The 18,701-nt window shown below is 66.5% G+C and carries 15 protein-coding genes; 5 read left to right on the top strand and 10 right to left on the bottom strand.

The window, feature by feature from the left end; translation table 11 throughout:
* Positions 1 to 71: 71 nt before the first annotated feature.
* Entirely contained in the window at positions 72 to 515 is a 444-nt protein-coding gene (locus AC07O3_RS04215; protein WP_093074311.1) for a universal stress protein, read from the top strand.
* Positions 516 to 551: 36 nt separating this feature from the next.
* Here AC07O3_RS04215 and fusA read toward each other — a convergent pair whose 3' ends face one another.
* Both fusA and AC07O3_RS04205 read right to left on the bottom strand, forming a co-directional pair.
* Positions 552 to 2,612: an elongation factor G gene (gene fusA, locus AC07O3_RS04210; RefSeq protein WP_495338648.1), complete on the bottom strand. Its 2,061-nt coding sequence runs from the start codon at positions 2,610 to 2,612 to the stop codon at positions 552 to 554.
* 137 nt (positions 2,613 to 2,749) lie between these two features.
* Positions 2,750 to 3,373: a TetR/AcrR family transcriptional regulator gene (locus AC07O3_RS04205; RefSeq protein ID WP_093058410.1), complete on the bottom strand. Its 624-nt coding sequence runs from the start codon at positions 3,371 to 3,373 to the stop codon at positions 2,750 to 2,752.
* A 142-nt stretch (positions 3,374 to 3,515) separates the two neighbouring features.
* Here AC07O3_RS04205 and AC07O3_RS04200 point away from each other — a divergent pair, with 142 nt between their 5' ends.
* From AC07O3_RS04200 to AC07O3_RS04185, 4 genes are all read left to right on the top strand, one after another.
* Positions 3,516 to 4,727, top strand: a complete 1,212-nt coding sequence (locus AC07O3_RS04200) for an efflux RND transporter periplasmic adaptor subunit (protein ID WP_489012901.1) — start codon at positions 3,516 to 3,518, stop codon at positions 4,725 to 4,727.
* Between the two features lie 15 nt (positions 4,728 to 4,742).
* Positions 4,743 to 7,910: an efflux RND transporter permease subunit gene (locus AC07O3_RS04195; RefSeq protein WP_097199273.1), complete on the top strand. Its 3,168-nt coding sequence runs from the start codon at positions 4,743 to 4,745 to the stop codon at positions 7,908 to 7,910.
* 10 nt (positions 7,911 to 7,920) lie between these two features.
* Positions 7,921 to 9,351 carry an AdeC/AdeK/OprM family multidrug efflux complex outer membrane factor gene (gene adeC / locus AC07O3_RS04190; protein ID WP_495338647.1) on the top strand — a complete coding sequence of 477 codons (1,431 nt, stop codon included), beginning with the start codon at positions 7,921 to 7,923 and terminating at the stop codon, positions 9,349 to 9,351.
* Positions 9,352 to 9,439: 88 nt separating this feature from the next.
* A complete protein-coding gene (locus AC07O3_RS04185; protein ID WP_495338646.1) occupies positions 9,440 to 10,519 on the top strand; it encodes a hypothetical protein in 1,080 nt (359 codons plus the stop codon).
* Between the two features lie 9 nt (positions 10,520 to 10,528).
* Here AC07O3_RS04185 and AC07O3_RS04180 read toward each other — a convergent pair whose 3' ends face one another.
* The 8 genes from AC07O3_RS04180 to msuE are packed head-to-tail and all read right to left on the bottom strand — an operon-like array spanning position 10,529 to position 18,556.
* Complete coding sequence (locus AC07O3_RS04180) at positions 10,529 to 11,290, bottom strand: ABC transporter ATP-binding protein (RefSeq protein WP_495338645.1); 762 nt, start codon at positions 11,288 to 11,290, stop codon at positions 10,529 to 10,531.
* Between the two features lies 1 nt (position 11,291).
* On the bottom strand, positions 11,292 to 12,551 hold the full coding sequence (locus AC07O3_RS04175) for an SfnB family sulfur acquisition oxidoreductase (protein ID WP_440531533.1): 1,260 nt from the start codon (positions 12,549 to 12,551) through the stop codon (positions 11,292 to 11,294).
* Between the two features lie 51 nt (positions 12,552 to 12,602).
* Positions 12,603 to 13,925, bottom strand: coding sequence for an ABC transporter substrate-binding protein (locus AC07O3_RS04170; RefSeq protein ID WP_495338644.1), 1,323 nt, complete (start codon positions 13,923 to 13,925; stop codon positions 12,603 to 12,605).
* Between the two features lie 51 nt (positions 13,926 to 13,976).
* Entirely contained in the window at positions 13,977 to 14,981 is a 1,005-nt protein-coding gene (locus AC07O3_RS04165; RefSeq protein ID WP_495338643.1) for a branched-chain amino acid ABC transporter permease, read from the bottom strand.
* 3 nt (positions 14,982 to 14,984) lie between these two features.
* The gene (locus AC07O3_RS04160; protein ID WP_093058403.1) at positions 14,985 to 15,881 is read right to left on the bottom strand and encodes a branched-chain amino acid ABC transporter permease; all 897 of its coding nucleotides are present in this window, start codon (positions 15,879 to 15,881) and stop codon (positions 14,985 to 14,987) included.
* Complete coding sequence (locus AC07O3_RS04155) at positions 15,881 to 16,771, bottom strand: ABC transporter ATP-binding protein (RefSeq protein WP_495338692.1); 891 nt, start codon at positions 16,769 to 16,771, stop codon at positions 15,881 to 15,883. Before AC07O3_RS04155 ends, AC07O3_RS04160 begins: the two co-directional genes overlap by 1 nt.
* An 8-nt stretch (positions 16,772 to 16,779) precedes the next feature.
* Entirely contained in the window at positions 16,780 to 17,916 is a 1,137-nt protein-coding gene (sfnG, locus tag AC07O3_RS04150) for a dimethylsulfone monooxygenase SfnG (RefSeq protein ID WP_495338642.1), read from the bottom strand.
* Positions 17,917 to 17,953: 37 nt separating this feature from the next.
* On the bottom strand, positions 17,954 to 18,556 hold the full coding sequence (msuE, locus tag AC07O3_RS04145) for an FMN reductase (protein WP_093058401.1): 603 nt from the start codon (positions 18,554 to 18,556) through the stop codon (positions 17,954 to 17,956).
* Between the last annotated feature and the right edge of the window lie 145 nt (positions 18,557 to 18,701).

Here is an 18,701-nt window from a genome sequence, read left to right as displayed (position 1 = left end):
TTTGATCTGCATCAACGTCCGAAGCCGTGGCCTGCCTAAGCTCGCGACATACCTTTCCCTGGAGACCTCACATGTTCAAGCGCATCCTCGTCGCCACCGACGGCTCCACACTCTCGAAGAAGGCTGTCGCGAGCGCGATCGCTCTCGCCGCACAGAACGATGCCGACCTGGTGGCGATCAACGTGGTTCCGCGCTACCCCCGAAGCTACTTCGAGGGCTCCATGACCTTTTCGCCAGAGGACATCGGCCGCGTCGAGAAGCAATGGGCCGAGAAGGCACAGGCAATGCTCGACACCGTGAGCGCACGCGCAAAGGAAAGCGGCGTACGTGTCAAGACGGCGACGGCCAACTCGGACCTGGTGGCGGAGTCGATCATCGCCGCGGCGAAAAAGCACAAGAGCGACCTGATCGTGATGGCCTCGCACGGCCGCAAGGGCATCAAGCGGCTGCTGCTTGGCAGCGAGACGCAGCACGTGCTGGCGCATTCGGCGCTGCCTGTGCTGGTGCTTCGGTAGCCGGGCTCATTGCGATATCTCGCAAACACAATTCCCCTAGTCCTCTTCATGCACCCGGTACTGGTCCGTCAGCGTCTGCTGGACGGCCGGCGGCACGGCTTCGTAATGTGACAACGCGATGGTGTAGCGGCCCTGGCCGCTGGTCATTGCATTGAGCCGCGACTGGTAGTTGGCCAGTTCGGCCATGGGCACTTGCCCGCCGACGGCCACAACACCGCCCCCCAGGGCCGACGTTCCGGTGACCAGGCCGCGCCGCGACGACAGGTCGCTCGTGACATCTCCGACGGAATGCTCCGGCACGTCGATCTCGATCTGGACGATCGGCTCGAGCACGACCGGCCGGGCCTCGCGGATGGCGGCCATGAAGGCCTTGCGGCCGGCAGTCGCAAAGGCGATGTCCTTGCTGTCGACGCTGTGGTGCTTGCCATCGTGCACAACAACGCGCACATCGACCACCGGGTAGCCGGCGATCGCGCCGCACACCAGCACCTCGCGCACGCCCTTCTCGACTGCGGGGATGAACTGGCCCGGAATCGCCCCGCCCCTGACCTCGTCGGCGAACTGGAAGCCAGCACCGCGCGCCAGCGGCTCGATGCGCAGGAAGACTTCGCCGAACTGGCCAGCGCCGCCGGTCTGTTTCTTGTGCCGGTGGTGGCCCTCGGCCGGCACGGTCACGCTCTCGCGGTAGGCAATGCGGGGCGGTCGCGTCTGGACCTCGAAGCGATACACCTCGCGCAGGCGTTCGAGCACGATGCGCAGGTGCAGTTCGCCGAGCCCGTAGAGGACCGTCTCGTTGGTCGCGGCCACATGCTCGATGCGCAGGCACGGATCCTCGGCCGTGAGCTTGCCGAGGATCTCCCAGGCGCGCTGCTCGTCGCCATGGCGCTTGGGCTCCACGGCCAGGCCGTACACCGGCACCGGGAACGCCAGAGGCGCGAGATGCACGTGGCTGTCTTCGGCCACATCGTGCAGCACGGCGTCGAAATGGATCTCCTCGACCTTGGCCACCGCCACGATGTCGCCAGGCACCGCGTGCGACACCTCGACATGGTCCTTGCCCTGGAGCATGAACAGGTGCCCCACCTTGAAGGGCTTGCGGCCGTCGCCGATGTAGAGCTGGCTGTCGCGCGTGAGCGTGCCCTGGTGCACACGGAAGATGCCCATCTTGCCGACATAGGGGTCGATCGTGACCTTGAACACGTGCGCCAGCACGTGCAGCGACGGGTCGGGCCTGGCCTCCATGGGCTTGGCCTGCGCGCCCTCGCCGACGATGAAGTCCGGCGGGTTGGCCTCGGTCGGGTCTGGCAGGAGCTTGACGATCACATCCAACAGCTCGGCCACGCCGGCGCCGCTGCGCGACGAGACGAAGCACACCGGGATCAGGTGGCCCTCGCGCAGCGCCTGCTCGAGCGGCGCATGCAGCTCGGCCGGATCCACGTCGCCTTCCTCGAGGTAGCGGTCGACGAAGGCCGCGTCGACCTCGACCACCTGCTCCACCAGCGCGCGGTGCGCCGCTTCGACAGGGCCGAAGTCGGACCGCCCGAAGCGGTTGAAAAAACAGTCCACCACCTGCCTGCCGACCCCGTCGGGCAGGTTCAGCGGCAGGCATTCGCGGCCGAAGGTGGCCTGGATGTCGGCCAGCAGGCCCGCGAGCGAGACGCCCTGCGAGTCGATCTTGGTGACGATGATCATGCGGGCGAGGTGGCGCGAGGCCGCGTACTCCATCATGCGCACCGCCATCGGCTCGATGCCGGTGGCGGCATTGATGACCACTGCCGCCGTTTCGACCGCCTCCAGAGCCGGCAGGCTCTGGCCAAGGAAGTCGGGGCCGCCGGGCGTGTCGATGAAGTGGATGCGCGTGCCGGCGTGCGTGAGGTGCATCACCGATGCATTGAGCGAGTGCTGCATGCGGCGCTCGAGCGGGTCGTGGTCGCTGACGGTGCTGCCGCGTTCGATGCTCCCGCAGGCCCCGATGGCACCCGCCCTGTACAACAAAGCCTCGGCAAGAGAGGTCTTGCCGGCGGCCGCGGCGCCGACGAGCGCCAGCGTTCGCACTGCTTCCACTTCGGCCGCGAGGCCGTTCGATCGGCTTGGCATGGCATGGACTCCTTGGCGTCCGCAAAGCTGGCCCGGCGGCCCGCAAGGGCTCGGGCGGTGCGCAAAGACGCCGGGTCAGCGTACGGGATTGACCGTGCCAACGCAAGCCGGGTGCGCGCGGCGCGCATGTCGCAGGCTCACTTGGCCTTCTTTCCTTCGGGCGCATAGCCTCCGAGAAAGGTCTGCAGAGCGCGTCGTGTCGCTTCCCGCAAATCCTTTCGGGACAACGGTCCATCGATACCGATAAGAGCCGGCATGACGGTCTCCGAATCCAGCAATGCCGTCAGGTGGCGTGCCGCTACCTGCGGATCGGCCTTGCGCAGCCGGCCCTTTTGCATCTGCAGTTCCAGGAACCCCGCCAGCTCGGTCAGCCCCTTCTTGGGCCCACCTTCGTAGAACAACCGCCCGATGTCGCTGCGGCCGGACTCCGCGATCACGGCCCTGCGCGCCTGGATGGCCTCCTGCGAACACACCACTGCCAGGATTTTTTCGCCGAAGCGTTGCAGCACCTGTTCGAGGTCGTCGTCGCTCTCCTGCCCGAGCGCCTCAAAAATTGGCGCGAAATGGACCTTGGCCGTGCCGTGGGTCACGGCAACGAACAACTCCTCCTTGGAGCTGAAGTAGCCATACAGCGTGGCCCTCGAGCCGCCCACGCGCGCAGCGATCTCCACCATGGAGGCCCCTTCGAACCCCAGCTCCCGGAAGACCTCGGCGGCCACCTGAACGATGGCGTCGCGCTTGGCCTCTGTTTTGACTCGCATCTAAATGTCTCCTCATTTCTGGACAACAGTGTCCATTATTAATTGACAGCCCCTGGAAGTCAAAATACATTACTGGACACTACTGTCTGTTTAACAGCAGGCCGACCCCATCACCGATCCGTCGCTCTTCAGGAGATTCGCCATGCGTCCACCTTTCACCTATGGCCTGACCTTCACGGCAGCCCTCGCGTCCACCTTCATGCTTGTCGCCTGCGGCAAGCCACCGGGCGGACCGCCCGCCGCGCAGGGCATGCCCGAGGTGGGGGTAGTGTCTGTGCAGCCGCAGCGCGTGGCCATCACGGCCGAGCTGCCCGGGCGCACGACGCCCTTTCTCATCGCCGACGTACGGCCCCAGGTCGGCGGCATCGTGAAGGCCCGCCAGTTCCGCGAAGGCAGCGACGTGAAGGCCGGCGAAACGCTCTACCAGATCGATCCCGCCACCTACAAGGCGACCTACGACAGCAACGTCGCCGCGCTCGCCAAGGCGCAGGCCAGCCTCACGACCACGCGGCTGAAGGCCGAGCGCTACAAGGAACTGGTCGCCATCAAGGCCGTGAGCCAGCAGGACTATGACGACGCCGCCGCCTCGCTGGGCCAAGGCGAGGCCGACGTCGCCTCGGCGCGGGCCAATGTTGAGACGAGCCGCATCAACCTTGCCTATGCACGCATCGATGCACCGATCTCCGGGCGCATCGGCAAGTCGACGGTCACGCCCGGCGCGCTGGTCACGGCAAGCCAGTCGACCGCGCTGGCCACCATCCAGCAGCTCGATCCGATCTATGTCGACGTGACGCAGTCCAGCGCCGCGATGCTTCAGTTGAAGCAGGCCATGGCCCGCGGCGATCTGCAAAAGAGCGGCGCCAACGCCGCGAAGGTGCGGCTGCTGCTCGAAGACGGGAGCGCCTATCCGCTCGAAGGCAAGCTCGAGTTCTCTGACGTCACCGTAGACCAGAACACCGGCGCCATCACGCTGCGCGCGGTGTTCCCCAACCCCAAGGCGGACCTGCTGCCCGGCATGTACGTGCGCGCCGTGCTGCAGGAAGGCGTGAAGGAACAGGCGCTCATGGTGCCGCAGCAGGCCGTGTCGCGCGACAGCACCGGCAAGCCGACGGCCTACGTGGTGGATGCCCAGCACAAGCTGCAGCGGCGCGTGCTCGAAACGGAACGCGCCATCGGCGACCAATGGCTGGTGCGCAGCGGCCTGCAGGCCGGCGACCAGCTCGTGGTGGACGGCCTGCAGCGCGCGGCGCCGGGCGTCGAGGTGAAGACGGTGCAGTGGAACCCCAAGTCCAAGCCCGGCACTGAAACGACTGCCAAGGCGGCCCTCCCCTCGCCCGGCGCCACGGCGGACTGATCCAGGAAGACCACCATGGCACGCTTCTTCATCGACCGCCCCATCTTCGCGTGGGTCCTCGCCATCATCGTGATGCTGGGCGGCGTCATGTCCATCGCCACCCTGCCGATCGCGCAGTACCCGAGCATCGCGCCGCCCGCCGTCGCAATCACTGCCAACTACCCCGGCGCTTCCGCCAAGACGCTCGAAGACACCGTCACCCAGGTCATCGAGCAGAAGATGAAGGGACTGGACCGGCTGAGCTACATGGCCTCGACCAGCGAGTCGTCGGGCTCGGTCACCATCACGCTCACCTTCGAGAACGGAACCGACCCCGACACCGCTCAGGTGCAGGTGCAGAACAAGCTCTCGCTTGCCACGCCGCTGCTGCCGCAAGAGGTGCAACAGCAGGGTGTCACCGTCACGAAGTCGGCCACCAACTTTCTGAACGTGTTGGCCTTCACCTCCGAAGACGGCAGCATGAACGGGTCGGACCTGTCCGACTACGTCGCGGCCAACGTCCAGGACGCAATCAGCCGCGTCGAGGGCGTGGGCGACACCACGCTCTTCGGCTCGCAGTACGCCATGCGCGTATGGCTCGACCCGAACAAGCTCTCCAGCTTCAGCCTCACGCCGCTGGATGTGAAGAACGCGATCACGGCGCAGAACGCGCAGGTTTCGGCCGGCCAGCTCGGCGGCATGCCTGCGGCAAGCAACCAGCAGCTCAACGCCACCATCACCTCGCAGACGCGCCTGAAGACCGCGCAGGAGTTCGAGGACATCCTGCTGCGCACGCAAACCGACGGCTCGCAGGTCCGCCTGCGCGACGTAGCCCGCATCGAGCTCGGCAGCGAGTCGTACAACACGGTCGGTCGCTACAACGGCAAGCCGGCCGCGGGCCTGGCCATCAAGCTGGCCACCGGCGCCAATGCGCTCGACACGGTCAAGGCCGTCGATGCGCGCGTCGCCGAGCTCGAGAAGTTCTTTCCGCAGGGCATGAAGGTGCAGAAGCCCTACGACACCACGCCCTTCGTGCGGATCTCCATCGAGGAGGTCATCAAGACGCTCGTCGAGGCCGTGGTGCTGGTGTTCCTGGTGATGTATCTCTTCCTGCAGAACTTCCGCGCCACGCTGATCCCGACCATCGCGGTTCCCGTGGTGCTGCTGGGCACCTTCGGCGTGCTCGCGGCCTTCGGCTTCACCATCAACACACTGACGATGTTCGCGATGGTGCTCGCCATCGGGCTGCTGGTGGACGACGCAATCGTGGTCGTCGAGAACGTCGAGCGCGTGATGGCCGATGAAGGCCTCCCGCCCAAGGAGGCCACGCGCAAGTCCATGGGCCAGATCACCGGCGCGCTGGTCGGCGTGGCCCTGGTGCTGGCGGCGGTGTTCGTGCCGATGGCTTTCTTCGGCGGCTCCACGGGCGTGATCTACCGGCAGTTCTCCATCACCATCGTCTCGGCCATGACGCTGTCGGTGCTCGTGGCGCTGGTGCTCACGCCGGCCCTTTGCGCGACGCTGCTCAAGCCGGTCGACAAGGATCATGCAATGGCCACCACCGGCTTCTTCGGCTGGTTCAACCGCAGCTTCGATCGCGGCAACCACCGCTACCAGGGCATCGTGCGGCACATGGTGGGCAAGGGCTGGCGCTACATGGCCCTGTACGCGGTCTTGTTTGCCGTGGTGGTGTTCGGCTTCATGAAGCTGCCCATCGGCTTTCTGCCCGACGAAGACCAGGGCACGATGTTTGCGCTGGTGCAGCTGCCGCCGGGCGCGACGAACACGCGCACGGAAGAAGTCATCCGCCAGGTGGAGCATCACTTCCTGGTCGACCAGAAAGATGCGGTCTCGGGCATCTTCACGGTGGCGGGTTTCAGCTTCGCGGGCAGCGGGCAGAACACGGGCTTTGCCTTCATCAAGCTCAAGCCCTGGAATGAACGCGAGGGCGAAGCACTGAGCGTGACGGGAGTGGCCGCAAAGGCCGGCGCCTTCTTCAACACAATCAGGGACGCAAAGGTGTTCGCCTTCGCACCGCCCGCCGTGGCAGAGCTCGGCAACGCGACCGGCTTCGACCTGATGCTGCAGGACCGCGCCAACCTCGGGCACGAGGCCCTGATGCAGGCGCGCAACCAACTGCTCGGCACGCTGGCCAAGGACAAGCGCCTGGTGGCCGTGCGCCCCAACGGGATGGAAGACACGCCCGAATTCAGGCTCGAGATCGATCCGCACAAGGCACAGGCCCAGGGCCTTTCGATGTCCGACATCAACGACACCTTCTCCACCGCCTGGGGCAGCAGCTACGTCAACGACTTCATCGACAAGGGGCGCGTGAAGAAGGTGATGCTGCAGGCCGATGCACAGTACCGGATGCTGCCGGAGGACATCGACCGCTGGTACGTGCGCAACAGCGCCGGAACGATGGTGCCCTTCACCTCATTCGCCAAGGCGGGCTGGAGTTCCGGCTCGCCCCGCCTGGAGCGCTACAACGGGGTGCCCTCGGTGGAAATCCTGGGCATGGCGATGCCGGGAGCCGCATCGAGCGGCGACGCACTCGCCATCGTCGAGGCCGCAGTCGCCAAACTGCCGCCAGGCATCGGCTACGAATGGACCGGCCTGTCGCGCCAGGAGAAGGCATCGAGCGGCCAGACCGGCCTGCTCTATGGGCTGTCGATCCTGATCGTGTTCCTGTGCCTTGCGGCGCTGTACGAAAGCTGGGCGATTCCGTTCTCGGTGATCCTGGTGGTGCCGCTCGGCGTGCTGGGCGCGCTGATCGGCGCGATCCTGACGTGGAAGATGAACGACGTGTACTTCCAGGTCGGCCTGCTCACGACCATCGGGCTGGCGTCGAAGAACGCCATCCTGATCGTCGAGTTCGCGAAGGACCTGCATGCGCACGGCAAGAGCTTGGTCGAGTCGGCGATGGAGGCTGCTCGCATGCGGCTGCGGCCCATCCTCATGACCTCGCTGGCCTTCGTGCTCGGCGTGTTGCCGATGGTGCTGGGCACCGGTGCGGGGGCCGGCGCGCAGCATGCGCTGGGCACAGCGGTGATCGGCGGCATGCTGTCGGGCACGCTGCTCGCGATCTTCTTCGTGCCTCTTTTCTTCGTGCTGGTGCGCGGCCTCTTCAAGGGACGGTCGCCCTCGCCTGCTTTGCCCGCCTTGCCGGACTCGCATGCACAACCGGCCGCGGCCGCTTCCTGAGGTGTCTGCCATGAAACCATTCCGCCTTGCTCCGCTCGCGCTCGCCGCCCTGATGGCCGGCTGCAGCCTGATTCCCACCTACCAGCAACCCGCGGCGCCAGTGGCCGGCAAGTTCGCCGGCGACACAGGCAACGCCCCGGCCTCCACGCCGGTCGCCGACCTCGGCTGGCGCGATGTCTTCACCGATCCGTCGCTGCAGCGCGTGATCGAGATGAGCCTCGCCAACAACCGCGACCTGCGCGTCGCGGTGCTGAACATCGAGAAGGCCCGCGCCCAGTACCGGGTGCAGGATGCAGCGCTCTTCCCCACCGTCAACGCCAGTGCCGGCGGCAGCGGCAGCCGCACGCCGGCCGACCTGTCGTCGACCGGCGAAGCCCTCACGGCGCGGCAGTACAGCGCTTCGGTCGGGTTCAGCTCCTACGAAATCGACCTGTTCGGCCGCGTGCGAAGCCTGAGCGCACAGGCGCTGGAGCAGTTCTTCTCCACGGCCGAGGCACGCCGCAGCACGCAGATCACGCTGGTGGCCGAGGTGGCGACGAGCTACCTCACGCTCGCGGCCGACCAGGATCAGCTGAAGCTCGCGCGCGACACCCTGCGCAGCCAGAGCGACTCCTACAGCCTCAACCTGCGCAGCTTCGAACTGGGCGCGGCGTCGGCGCTCACGCTGAGCCAGGCGCAGACCAGCGTCGACACCGCGCGCGTCGACGTCGAGCGCTATACCTCGCAGGTAGCGCAAGACCGCAATGCGCTGGTGCTGCTCGTGGGCGCAGACGTGCCGGACGAACTGCTGCCGCAGTCGCTGCCCGATGGCACGGCAGCTGCAGCGAGCCCGCTGGCCACCATTCCGCCCGGGCTGCCCTCGGAGCTGCTGCAACGGCGGCCCGACATCCTGCAGGCCGAGCGCGACCTGAAAGCCGCCAATGCCTACATCGGCGCGGCGCGTGCGGCTTTCTATCCGAGCATCAGCCTCACCGCGTCGGCCGGCACGTCGAGCAGCCAGCTCTCGGGCCTGTTCAAGGGCGGCTCGGGCAGCTGGAGCTTCGCACCGCAGATCTCGCTGCCGATCTTCGACGGTGGCGCCAACCGCGCCAACCTCAAGATAGCGACAGTGAGCCGCGACATCTCGGTGGCGCAGTACGAAAAGGCGATCCAGACGGCGTTCCGCGAGGTTTCGGATGCGCTGGCGCAACGCAACACGCTGGGCCGCCAGCTCGATGCACAACAATCGCTGGTGAACGCGACGGCGGAGAGCTACCGCCTTTCGGACGCGCGATTCCGCCGTGGCGTCGACAGCTATCTGAGCGTGCTCGATTCGCAGCGCTCGCTTTACACGGCGCAGCAGAACCTCATCACCACGCGCCTGTCGCGCCTGACGAACCTCGTGACCTTCTACAAGACGCTGGGCGGTGGATGGACGGAGAACACTGGCACGCCGATCTGAGCGCCGTTGGCAATCAGGCTCCTCGCTAAGATGCGCACGGTAACGCCCGGCATTGCCGCCGCGGCGCAATCGCCACGAGGGAGCACCTTTGACCATCGACCTGCAGACGCTGAAGTGCGGTGAATGCGGCAGCAGCGTGCTTCAACGCGCCGGCCTCAACCAGTACACCTGCGCGCATTGCGGGTCGATGTCGGTCGTCGAGGACGACGTCTCCGACCGGCTGGAGCGGGTGCTCGAGCAGTTCAAGAACGAAGCCGGCCGACGGTTGGCGATCGAGCAGTCGGCACGCAGCAAGAGCATGGCCCGGATGATCGCCCTGGGCGCGGCGGCGGTGGTGGTGCTGGTCACGGGCTTTTTCGGTGTCATGGCCTACGTCATCGACCGCAACCAGCCGGCGGGCGCGTACAGGCCCGGCGGGGCTTCGACAGCGCAGCGCACCATTCCGAGCGAAGGCCTCAAGCTCGAGGCGCGCCAGGTGCTGGTGGGCAACGGCAGCTCGGCCAAACCCCAACTGCTGGTGATTGCGCGCAACGAAACCGGCACGGCCCTCGAGCGGCCGAACGTCAAGGCGATCTTCTTCGACCGCGACAGCCGCATCGGCGAGAACAGCGAATCGGTCCCCATCGGCACGCTGATGCCCGGCGAAATGGTGCCGGTGCTGGTCAAGCTGCCGGGCGACGGAACCCTCACGCGGCAGGAACTGCAGGTGGATGCGCTATCGGCGCCGTACTGGAAGATCGAGGGTCCGCCGCTGCAGTTCACGCGCGTGCGACTGGTGCAGCAGGATGGCGAGACATGGCTGTTCGGCCGCCTCGTCAATGCGCGCAAGGACGAAATGGCACTGGTCGGCATCGAGGTGCTGGTCACGCTGTACGACAGTGCCGGGACAGTCATCGGCTTCGGCCGGGGCTTCTCGCAGGCCAGCGAGATCAGGTCGGGCGAGCGCAGCGCGGCGGAAGTGCGCATCGAGCGCCTTGGTGATCGCAAGGTGCCGGTCGCGGCATGGGACTACCGCATCGACTACAACCTCACGGCGGGGGCGCAGCAGGTGCGCAATCGGGTATTGAGCAGCGGCCGCGTGATCCGCACGAACGGCGCACCGGAGGCCCTTCCTCCATCACTGCGCATGAATAGCGCGGCGCTGCTGGCCGACGTTGCCGAGCGCTAGGTTCGGTCTTCAGGCCACGGCTTCGGCAACGCCTTCGCCGAAATAGAAAGACTGGATGTCGGCACGCTGGCGCAGGGCCTGTGCATCGCCGCCAAGTACCGCGACTCCCGCATCGAGCACCGTTGCGCGGTCGGCGTACTGAAGCGCAACGGTGGAGTTCTGCTCGGCAACGAGGATCGACAGGCCCTGCTCGCGGTTGAGCCGCCGCAGTTGCTCGAAGATGTCGCGCACCACCAGCGGCGCCAGCCCCATCGACGGCTCGTCGAGCACCAGCAGCCGGGGCCGCGACATCAGCGCGCGGCCGATAGCCGTCATCTGCTGTTCGCCGCCGGAACTCAGGCCGGCGAGCGTGCGTCGCCTTTCCTTCAGCTTGGGAAATATCGCGTAGACCCGCGCGAGGTCTTCGGCGACTTCCGAGCGCCGCGCGCCGCGGCCGAGCCCGCCGGTCAGCAGGTTTTCTTCCACTGTCAGCGTGCGAAAGCAGTGGCGGCCCTCCAGCACCTGAACCAGGCCAAGCCTGACGAGATCTGCCGGGCTGGTGCGGCCCGTGTCGTGCCCGTTGAAGACGATGCGCCCGGCCGTCACCTGCCCGCGCTCGGCCGGCAGCAGGTTTGACACCGCCTTGAGCGTGGTCGATTTGCCTGCACCGTTGGCGCCGAGCAGCGCGTGGATTTCGCCGGCGCGCACGTCCAGGCTCACACCGTGCAGCGCGACGATGGAGCGCTGGTACGCGGCCTCGATGGCTTCGATGCGCAACAAGGGGGCCGTCACCTCAGCTCCATGCATGGAATGGCGGCTTCACGCCATTGAGGAAATAGTTGCCCACGATGGCGTACTTCCAGCGCACCGGGTCATGCAGCGTGTGCGTGCGTGCATTGCGCCAATGGCGGTCGAGGTTGTACTGCCCCAGCGTCGATCGCGTGCCCGCCAGTTCGAACAGCTTGTTGGTCGCAAGAATCGCGATCTCGGTAGACAGCACCTTGGCCTCCGCCGTCGCGATCTGCGCCGCAGCCACGCTGTCGGCATCTGGCGCGGCCACCGCGCGGTCGATCGCACGGCCCGCACGCTCCAGCAGGGCCTCGCTCGCATGCAGCCGGATCTGCAGGTCGCCCACCGCCTGGATCGAGTACGGGTCTTCCCATGCATGGTCGCGCTGGCTGTCGATCCACGGGCGCGTCTTGGTGCGGATGAAATCGACCGTCTCCGCGATGGTGCCGCGCGCAATGCCCACGTCGACCGCCGCCTGGATGAGCTGGAAGATGGCGCCGTCGGCCGAGGGCGTGTCGTAGCCCTTGTAGGCCGGGATCAGGTGCGTCTTCGGTACCTTCACGTGGTCGATGACCACCGTGCCGCTGAGCGTGGTGCGCTGGCCGAAGGCCGACCAGTCGTCGATCACCGTGAGGCCCGGCGCATTGCGCTCGGCCACCACGTACCAGGTGTTGCCCTGTTCGTCGTTGGCCACGATGGGCACGTAGTGCGCGAGCAGCGCGCCGGTCGAATAGAACTTCTTGCCGGTCACCACCACGTGGTCGCCCGCATCGGTGAAGCGCGTCTCGAAATCGGCCGCGCGCTTGGAGCCCGATTCCGAGAACGCATTGCCCCAGCGCACGCCGCGCAGGAAGTCGGCGAAGAACAGCTTCTGCTGCGCCGCGTCGGACACCGTGCGCACCGCGGCGACGAAGCCCAGGTGGTTCTGCGTGATCTGCCCGAGCGAGGGATCGGCCGCCGAGATGATCGCGATCACCTCGGCCAGCGTGGCATACGACACCTCTGCACCGCCGAAGGCCTTGGGCACGTTGATGGCCCAGAGGCCGCTTTGCGAGTAGGCGTCGATCTCTTCGACAGGCCAGCGGCGCAGGCGGTCGCGCTCGGAGGCGCCGACGATCAGCTTCGCGGCCAGGGCATGCGCCACGGCGATTGCCTCGGCGTCGTCGCGGATCACATGCGCGGGCGTGTCGGGAAGTGGCAGGCCGGGCACTGCGTCGTTGGCTGCGGGCGGTGCGGATGCGGAAGGTTGGAGAACAGCGGACATCTGATGGCCTTTCGACTTGCGAGTGATTTCGAATGAGGACGTGCGTGGGGTTCAGTCGTCGATGCTCTTGCGCACCTTGACGTTCTTTTCCTTGGCGTAAGCCAGCGAAGACTTCTCGATGATCGGCCGCAGCAGCTTCCAGTCGGGCGCGATCCAGTCGGACACCACGTTCCACTTGCTGCCGTCCCACTGCTGGAAGGCCACGCGGCCATCGCCTTCGTGGTTGTCCCAGGTCACGTTGATCGAATGGAACAGGCCCTTGGCACCGAGCGCCGCGGCGCGTGCCTCGTCGATCTTCAGGTTTTCCAGGCCCCAGCGGACTTCGTCGCCGGTGAGCGTGCGCTTGCCGAACTTCGCCTGCGCGATGCGGATGGCCTCCACGTTCAGGATGCCGTTGAGCACGCCGAGGTTGTGATAGACGCTGCCGATGCGCTTGGGGTCCTGCAGGTTGCCCTTGCCCGCGCCGTAGACGGTCTTGGCGATCTCCTGCAGCACCGGGTACTGCGCGCCCGCGGCCACGGTGGTAATGGCCACGTAGCCCTTGGCCGCATCGCCGGCAGGGATCACGTCTTCCTCGGAGTTGGACCAGACGTTGCCCACGATGTGGTCGACCGGAAAGCCCGTCTTCTGCGCTGTCTTGAGCGCCACCGGGTTCATCACGCCCCAGCCGCGCAGCACCACGTAGTCGGGCTTCACGCGGCGGATGGTGAGCCACTGCGATTGCTGTTCGTTGCCCGGGTGCGGTACCTCGATCTGCTGCAGCGTGAAGCCGTACTTCTTCGCGAGCAGTTCATAGATCGGGATGGTCTCCTTGCCGTAGGGCGAGCCGTGGTACAGCACCACGATCTTCTTGCCCTTGAGCTTGTCGGCGCCTCCCTCCTTGCCCGCGATGTAGTTCACGATGCCGGAGGTTTCGCTGTACGGGTTGAGCAACAGCGGAAAGATGTACTTGAACACGCGGCCGTCGGTGGTGTCGGTGCGGCCGTGGTTGATGGTGAGCAGCGGCACCTTGTCGGCCGTCACGCGGTCGATCAGCGCATAGGCGATGCCGACCGACAGCGGGTTCCAGGTCGCGATGCCGGGGCGCTGCTTGAGGCGCTCGTATACCTCCACGCCGCGCTCCACTTCGTACTGCGTCTCGCCCTCCTCCCAGGTCAGCTTGACGCCGCCCACGCCGCCGTCGCGCGTGTTCACCAGGTTGAGGTAGTCGATGAAGCCGCCGAAGAAGCCCGTGCCGCCAGCCGCATAAGGACCGACGCGATAGCTCTGCAGCGGGAAGAACTGTTCGTTGCCGTCGGCATGTGCGAGCTGCAGGCCGCTCGCGGCCAGGGTAACGGCCACGGCCGCGGTTTTCAGGTGCTTGATGAAGGACATGGTGATGAAGGCATCCTGGGATGCGAAGAAAAAAACCAGAGAAATCTGCACTCAGGCCGGTGAGAGCCGCTTGCGCGCGCGATCCCAGAGGGCGACCAACCCTCGTGGCTCCACGGCAAGAAAGAAGATGATCAGCGCGCCCAGCACGATGCGCTGGCTCATGTCGAGCACGCCCGAATCGAACCAGCCGCCGAAGAAGAAGCTGCCCACGCGCGACAGCAGCAGCGGAAACACCACGATGAGCGCCGCGCCGAAGAAGGCTCCGCGGATCGTCGCGAGCCCGCCGATGATCACGATGAACAGGATCTGGAACGAGCGGTCGAGGTTGAAGCCCGCCGGCTCCACGGTGCGCAGGTACACGAAACCCCACAGCACGCCCGCCACGCCCACGATGAACGACGACACCGCGAACGCCAGCAGCTTGGTGCGCAGCACCGGCACGCCGATGACGCGCGCCGCCAGTTCGTTGTCGCGCACGGCGATGAAGTGGTGGCCCGTCTGCGTGCGCACGAGGCGCCATGCCAGCGGCGTCAACACCGTGACGACGGTCAGCGAGAAGATGTAGCGCCCCACCGGCGTGTCGAACACGATGCCCGCCACTTCGAGCGCTGGCGCGTCGATCACGCCAGAGGCGTTGTCGTTGCTGAACCAGCCGAACTTGGTCAGCGCCCATTGCACGAAGAACTGCGCGGCCAGCGTCGACACCGCAAGGTAGAAGCCGCGCAGCCGCAGGCTCGGCAGCCCGAACACCAGGCCGACGGCCGTGGCGGCAAGGCCAGCGAGGCCGATGCTCACGAGCAGCGGCAGTCCTTCCACGCGCAGGTTGAAGTTGTAGGCCGCGAAGGCGCCGACCGCCATGAAGGCCGCGGTACCCAGCGACAGCTGGCCTGCGTAGCCGGTCAGCAGGTTCAGCCCGACAGCCGCGAGCGACAGCGCAAGGAACGGGATCAGCAGCGCGTCGAACACATAGCCGGATGCGACAAACGGCACGACGCCGAAGGCAATGACCAGCACGGCCAGCGGCCAGGTCAATGGATGCACAGAAACGGTACGCATGGCTCAGGCGCGCTCCACCAGTTTCTGTCCGAACAGCCCGCTTGGCCGGATCAGCAGGAAGGCCAGCGCTGCGACGTAAGCGAACCAGCTCTCGATGCCACCGCCTACGAAAGGCCCGATGTACACCTCGGCCAGCTTCTCCAGCGCGCCGATCACCAGCCCGCCGACGATCGCGCCAGGAATGGAGTCGAACCCACCCAGCACCAGCACAGGAAGTGCCTTCAGCACCACGAGCGAGAGCGAGAACTGCACACCCAGCCGCGCGCCCCACAACAGCCCGGCCACCAGCGCGATGACGCCGGCCGCCGCCCACACCGTGGCCCAGATGCGCGGCAGGCGCAGGCCCACCGCGATGGCCGCATAGGTGTCGTCCGCCACCGCGCGGAACGCCAGGCCCACGCGGGTGTAGCGGAAGAAGGCCGAAAGCGCCGCCACCATCACGCCGGCCGTCGCGGCGGCGAACAGGTCGAAGGTCGAGACCATGATGCCGAAGAACTGCAGCGGCTCGTCTGCGATGCCAAGCTCCAGCGCATGCACCTGCGTGCCCCACACCAGTTGGGCCACGCCCTCGATCACGTACGACAGGCCCAGCGTTGCCATGAACAGCGTGATCGGCGGCTGGTTCACCAGCGGGCGAAGCACGGTGCGCTCGATGGTCAGGCCCAGCAGCACCATGAGGGCGAAGGTCAGCACGAGTGCAAGCGCAAAGGGCACGCCGCGCTCGACCAGGCTCACGAAGGTGAGCGCAGCAAACAGCAGCTGCGCGCCCTGCGCGAAGTTGAGCACGCCTGAAGTCTTGTAGATCAGCACGAAGCCGATGGCCACCAGTGAATACATCACGCCCGAAAGCAGGCCGCCGATGAGCACCTCGGCGAAGAAGCTGAAGTCAGCGCCGTCCATCAGGCCTGCCCCTCTGCGTCGTCATGCGCCACGCCCAGGTAGGCATCGATCACGGCCGGGTCGCTGCGCACCTCGGCCGGCGTGCCGTCCGCGATCTTGCGGCCGTAGTCGAGCACGGCCACGCGGTCCGACAGGCCCAGCACCACGCCGATGTCGTGCTCGATCAGCAGGATGGTGGTGCCGAATTCGTCGCGCGCGGCGCGCACGAAATGCGCCATCTCGCTTTTCTCGGTGACGGTCATGCCGGCCATCGGCTCGTCGAGCAGCAACAGTCGAGGCGATGCGACCAGCGCACGCGCCAGCTCCACGCGCTTCTGCAGGCCATAGGCCAGCGTGCCGGCCAACCGCTCGCTCACGGTGCCCAGCCCGAGAAAGCCGATGATCGCTTCGGCCCGTGCGCGCGCATCCTCGCGCTCACGACGTGCGCGGCCCAGCCCGACCAGTTGTTCGATGAAAGTGGAGCGCGCCACATCGACGCGACCGAGCACGATGTTGTCGCGCACGCTCAGGCCCTTGAACAGCGCGAGATTCTGGAAAGTGCGCGCAACGCCCAGCCGTGCCAGCCGCGCCGTCGGCACATGGCCGAAGCCGCGCCCGCCGATCCACACGCGCCCACGATCGGGCCGGTACAGCCCGCTGATGACGTTGACCAGCGAGCTCTTGCCGGCGCCGTTGGGGCCGATGACGGCGCGGATCTCTCCCTTCGCGATCGACAGGTTCACACCCGACAGCGCGGTGACGCCGCCGAAGGACAGGTCGATGCCCTCCAGCCGCAGCACGGCCGAGGTCGTGGCGTCGTCCCCTGCCGCAGCCGCACGCCCCGCCGGCACGAAGGCCACCGGATCGACGCCCAGCGAGACGGGCCCCGCCTCGAAGAAAAGATCGGGCATCACGATGCTCACGCCACGGCTTCCAGTGCCGCCTTGCTCGGCTTTTCTCCGCGAGCGACCTGCTCCGCTTCGAGCTTGCGCACCAGCGGCAGTACCTTCTGACCGAAGTACTCCACCTCCTCGATGAAGTGCAGGAAGCCCGTCAGAACGAGGTCGACGCCGATGGCCTTGAGCGCCACGATGCGCTCGGCAATCTGTTGCGGCGTGCCGATGAGGTTGGTGCGGAAGCCGTCGTTGTACTGCACGAGGTCTTCGAAGGTCGACTTGGCCCAGTTGCCCTCCCCCTCGGGCGATGCCTTGCCGGCCTGCTTCACCGCATCGCCGAAGGCATGCACCGCCTCGACGTGCGCGTGCTTGATGATGTCGGCCAGCACGGCCTTGGCTTCCTCTTCGGTGTCGCGGGCGATGACGAACGCGTTCACGCCGATGCGTACCGTGTGGCCGTTCTGCGCGGCCTTGGCCTGGATGTCGTCGATCTGCGCCTTCAGGCCCTCGGGCGTGTTGCCGTTGGTGAAGTACCAGTCCGACACGCTGGCCGCGTTGTCGCGCGCTGCACGCGAGCTGCCGCCCTGGAAGATTTCGGGGTGCGGCTTCTGCACCGGCTTCGGGCTCAGCGTGTAGTCGCTGAAGCGGTAGAAGTCGCCCTTGAAGGTGAAGTTGTCCTGCGTCCAGATGCCCTTGAGCGCGCGGATGAATTCGTTGGAGCGGCGATAGCGCTCGTCATGCTCCAGCCACGGCTCGCCAATGGCCTGGAACTCACCCTTGAACCAGCCGCTCACCACGTTGATGGCGATGCGGCCATTGGAGATGTGGTCGATGGTGGCGATCTGCTTGGCCACCACGGCCGGGTTCCACGGCCCTGGCAGGATCGCAGCCAACACCTTGAGCTTGGTGGTCGCATGCAGCAGCGCCTGGCTGAAGGACACCGACTCGTGCTGGTACTCGGCACCGTAGCCAGCGGTGAAGCGAATCTGGCTCAGCGCGTATTCGAAGCCGGCCTTCTCGGCCGCGAGTGCGAGGCGCTGGTTGTATTCGAGGCTCCAGTCGGTGCGCTGCTCGATGGTGCTGACCACGAGGCCGCCGCTGACGTTGGGTACCCAGTAGGCGAACTTGACGGGGGCGGCGGTGGAAGACGGTTGGCTCATGGCAGGTTTCTCTCTGTGAACGGTCGGTGGGAGGGCTTCAGGCGGCCAGCGCAACGGGCGCGGGCTTGCGGATGGCGGGCGTGGCGGACGTGGTGGCCGGCGAGGCATCGCGCAGTTGCGGCACGGCGCGCGCCACGGCCAGCGCGATGCGTTCGCGCAGCGCGGGGTTGGCGATCTCGTAGCCCTCGAAGTCCTTCTCGACCGCGTAGACGCCGATGGGCAGCGTGCGGGCCTGGAAGAAGCTGAAGAGCGGGCGCAACTGGTGGTCGATGACCAGTGCGTGGCGGTCGCTTCCACCGGTGGCCGCGAGCAGCACGGGCTTGTCGGTCAGTGCCTCGTGGTGAACGAAGTCGAACAGGTGCTTGAAGAGGCCGGTGTACGAGCCGCGATAGACCGGGCTCGCCACCAGCAGCAGGTCGGCGGACTCGATGGCGGCAATGCTCTCTTCGACGGCGGCAGGCAACTGGTTGCGGTAGAGCACGCCGGCAAACTGCGGGCCGATCTCGCCGAGCGAGAGCACGTGCGCATCGATGGCGATCTCGTTGCCGAGCGCGGCCAGCAGTTGATCGACCAGCACCAGGGTGCGTGAGGGACGTTGCAGGCTGCCGGAGACGGCAACGACTTTCAGTTTTCGACTCATGTTGATATGACCTCTGTTTGGAAGCTGCGATCGATTCGCGGCGCACTCGATATAAGCGAATGGCGTGCCACTTCCTTTTTCCTTATGAATCAACGAGTTAGGGCGAAATGGCTATCTGCGCTCATGCTGGATCGGCAGCAGGCTG

This window comes from Variovorax sp. GW821-FHT09D05 (genome assembly GCF_059416325.1).
This window is presented reverse-complemented; position numbering and strand designations above follow the sequence as displayed.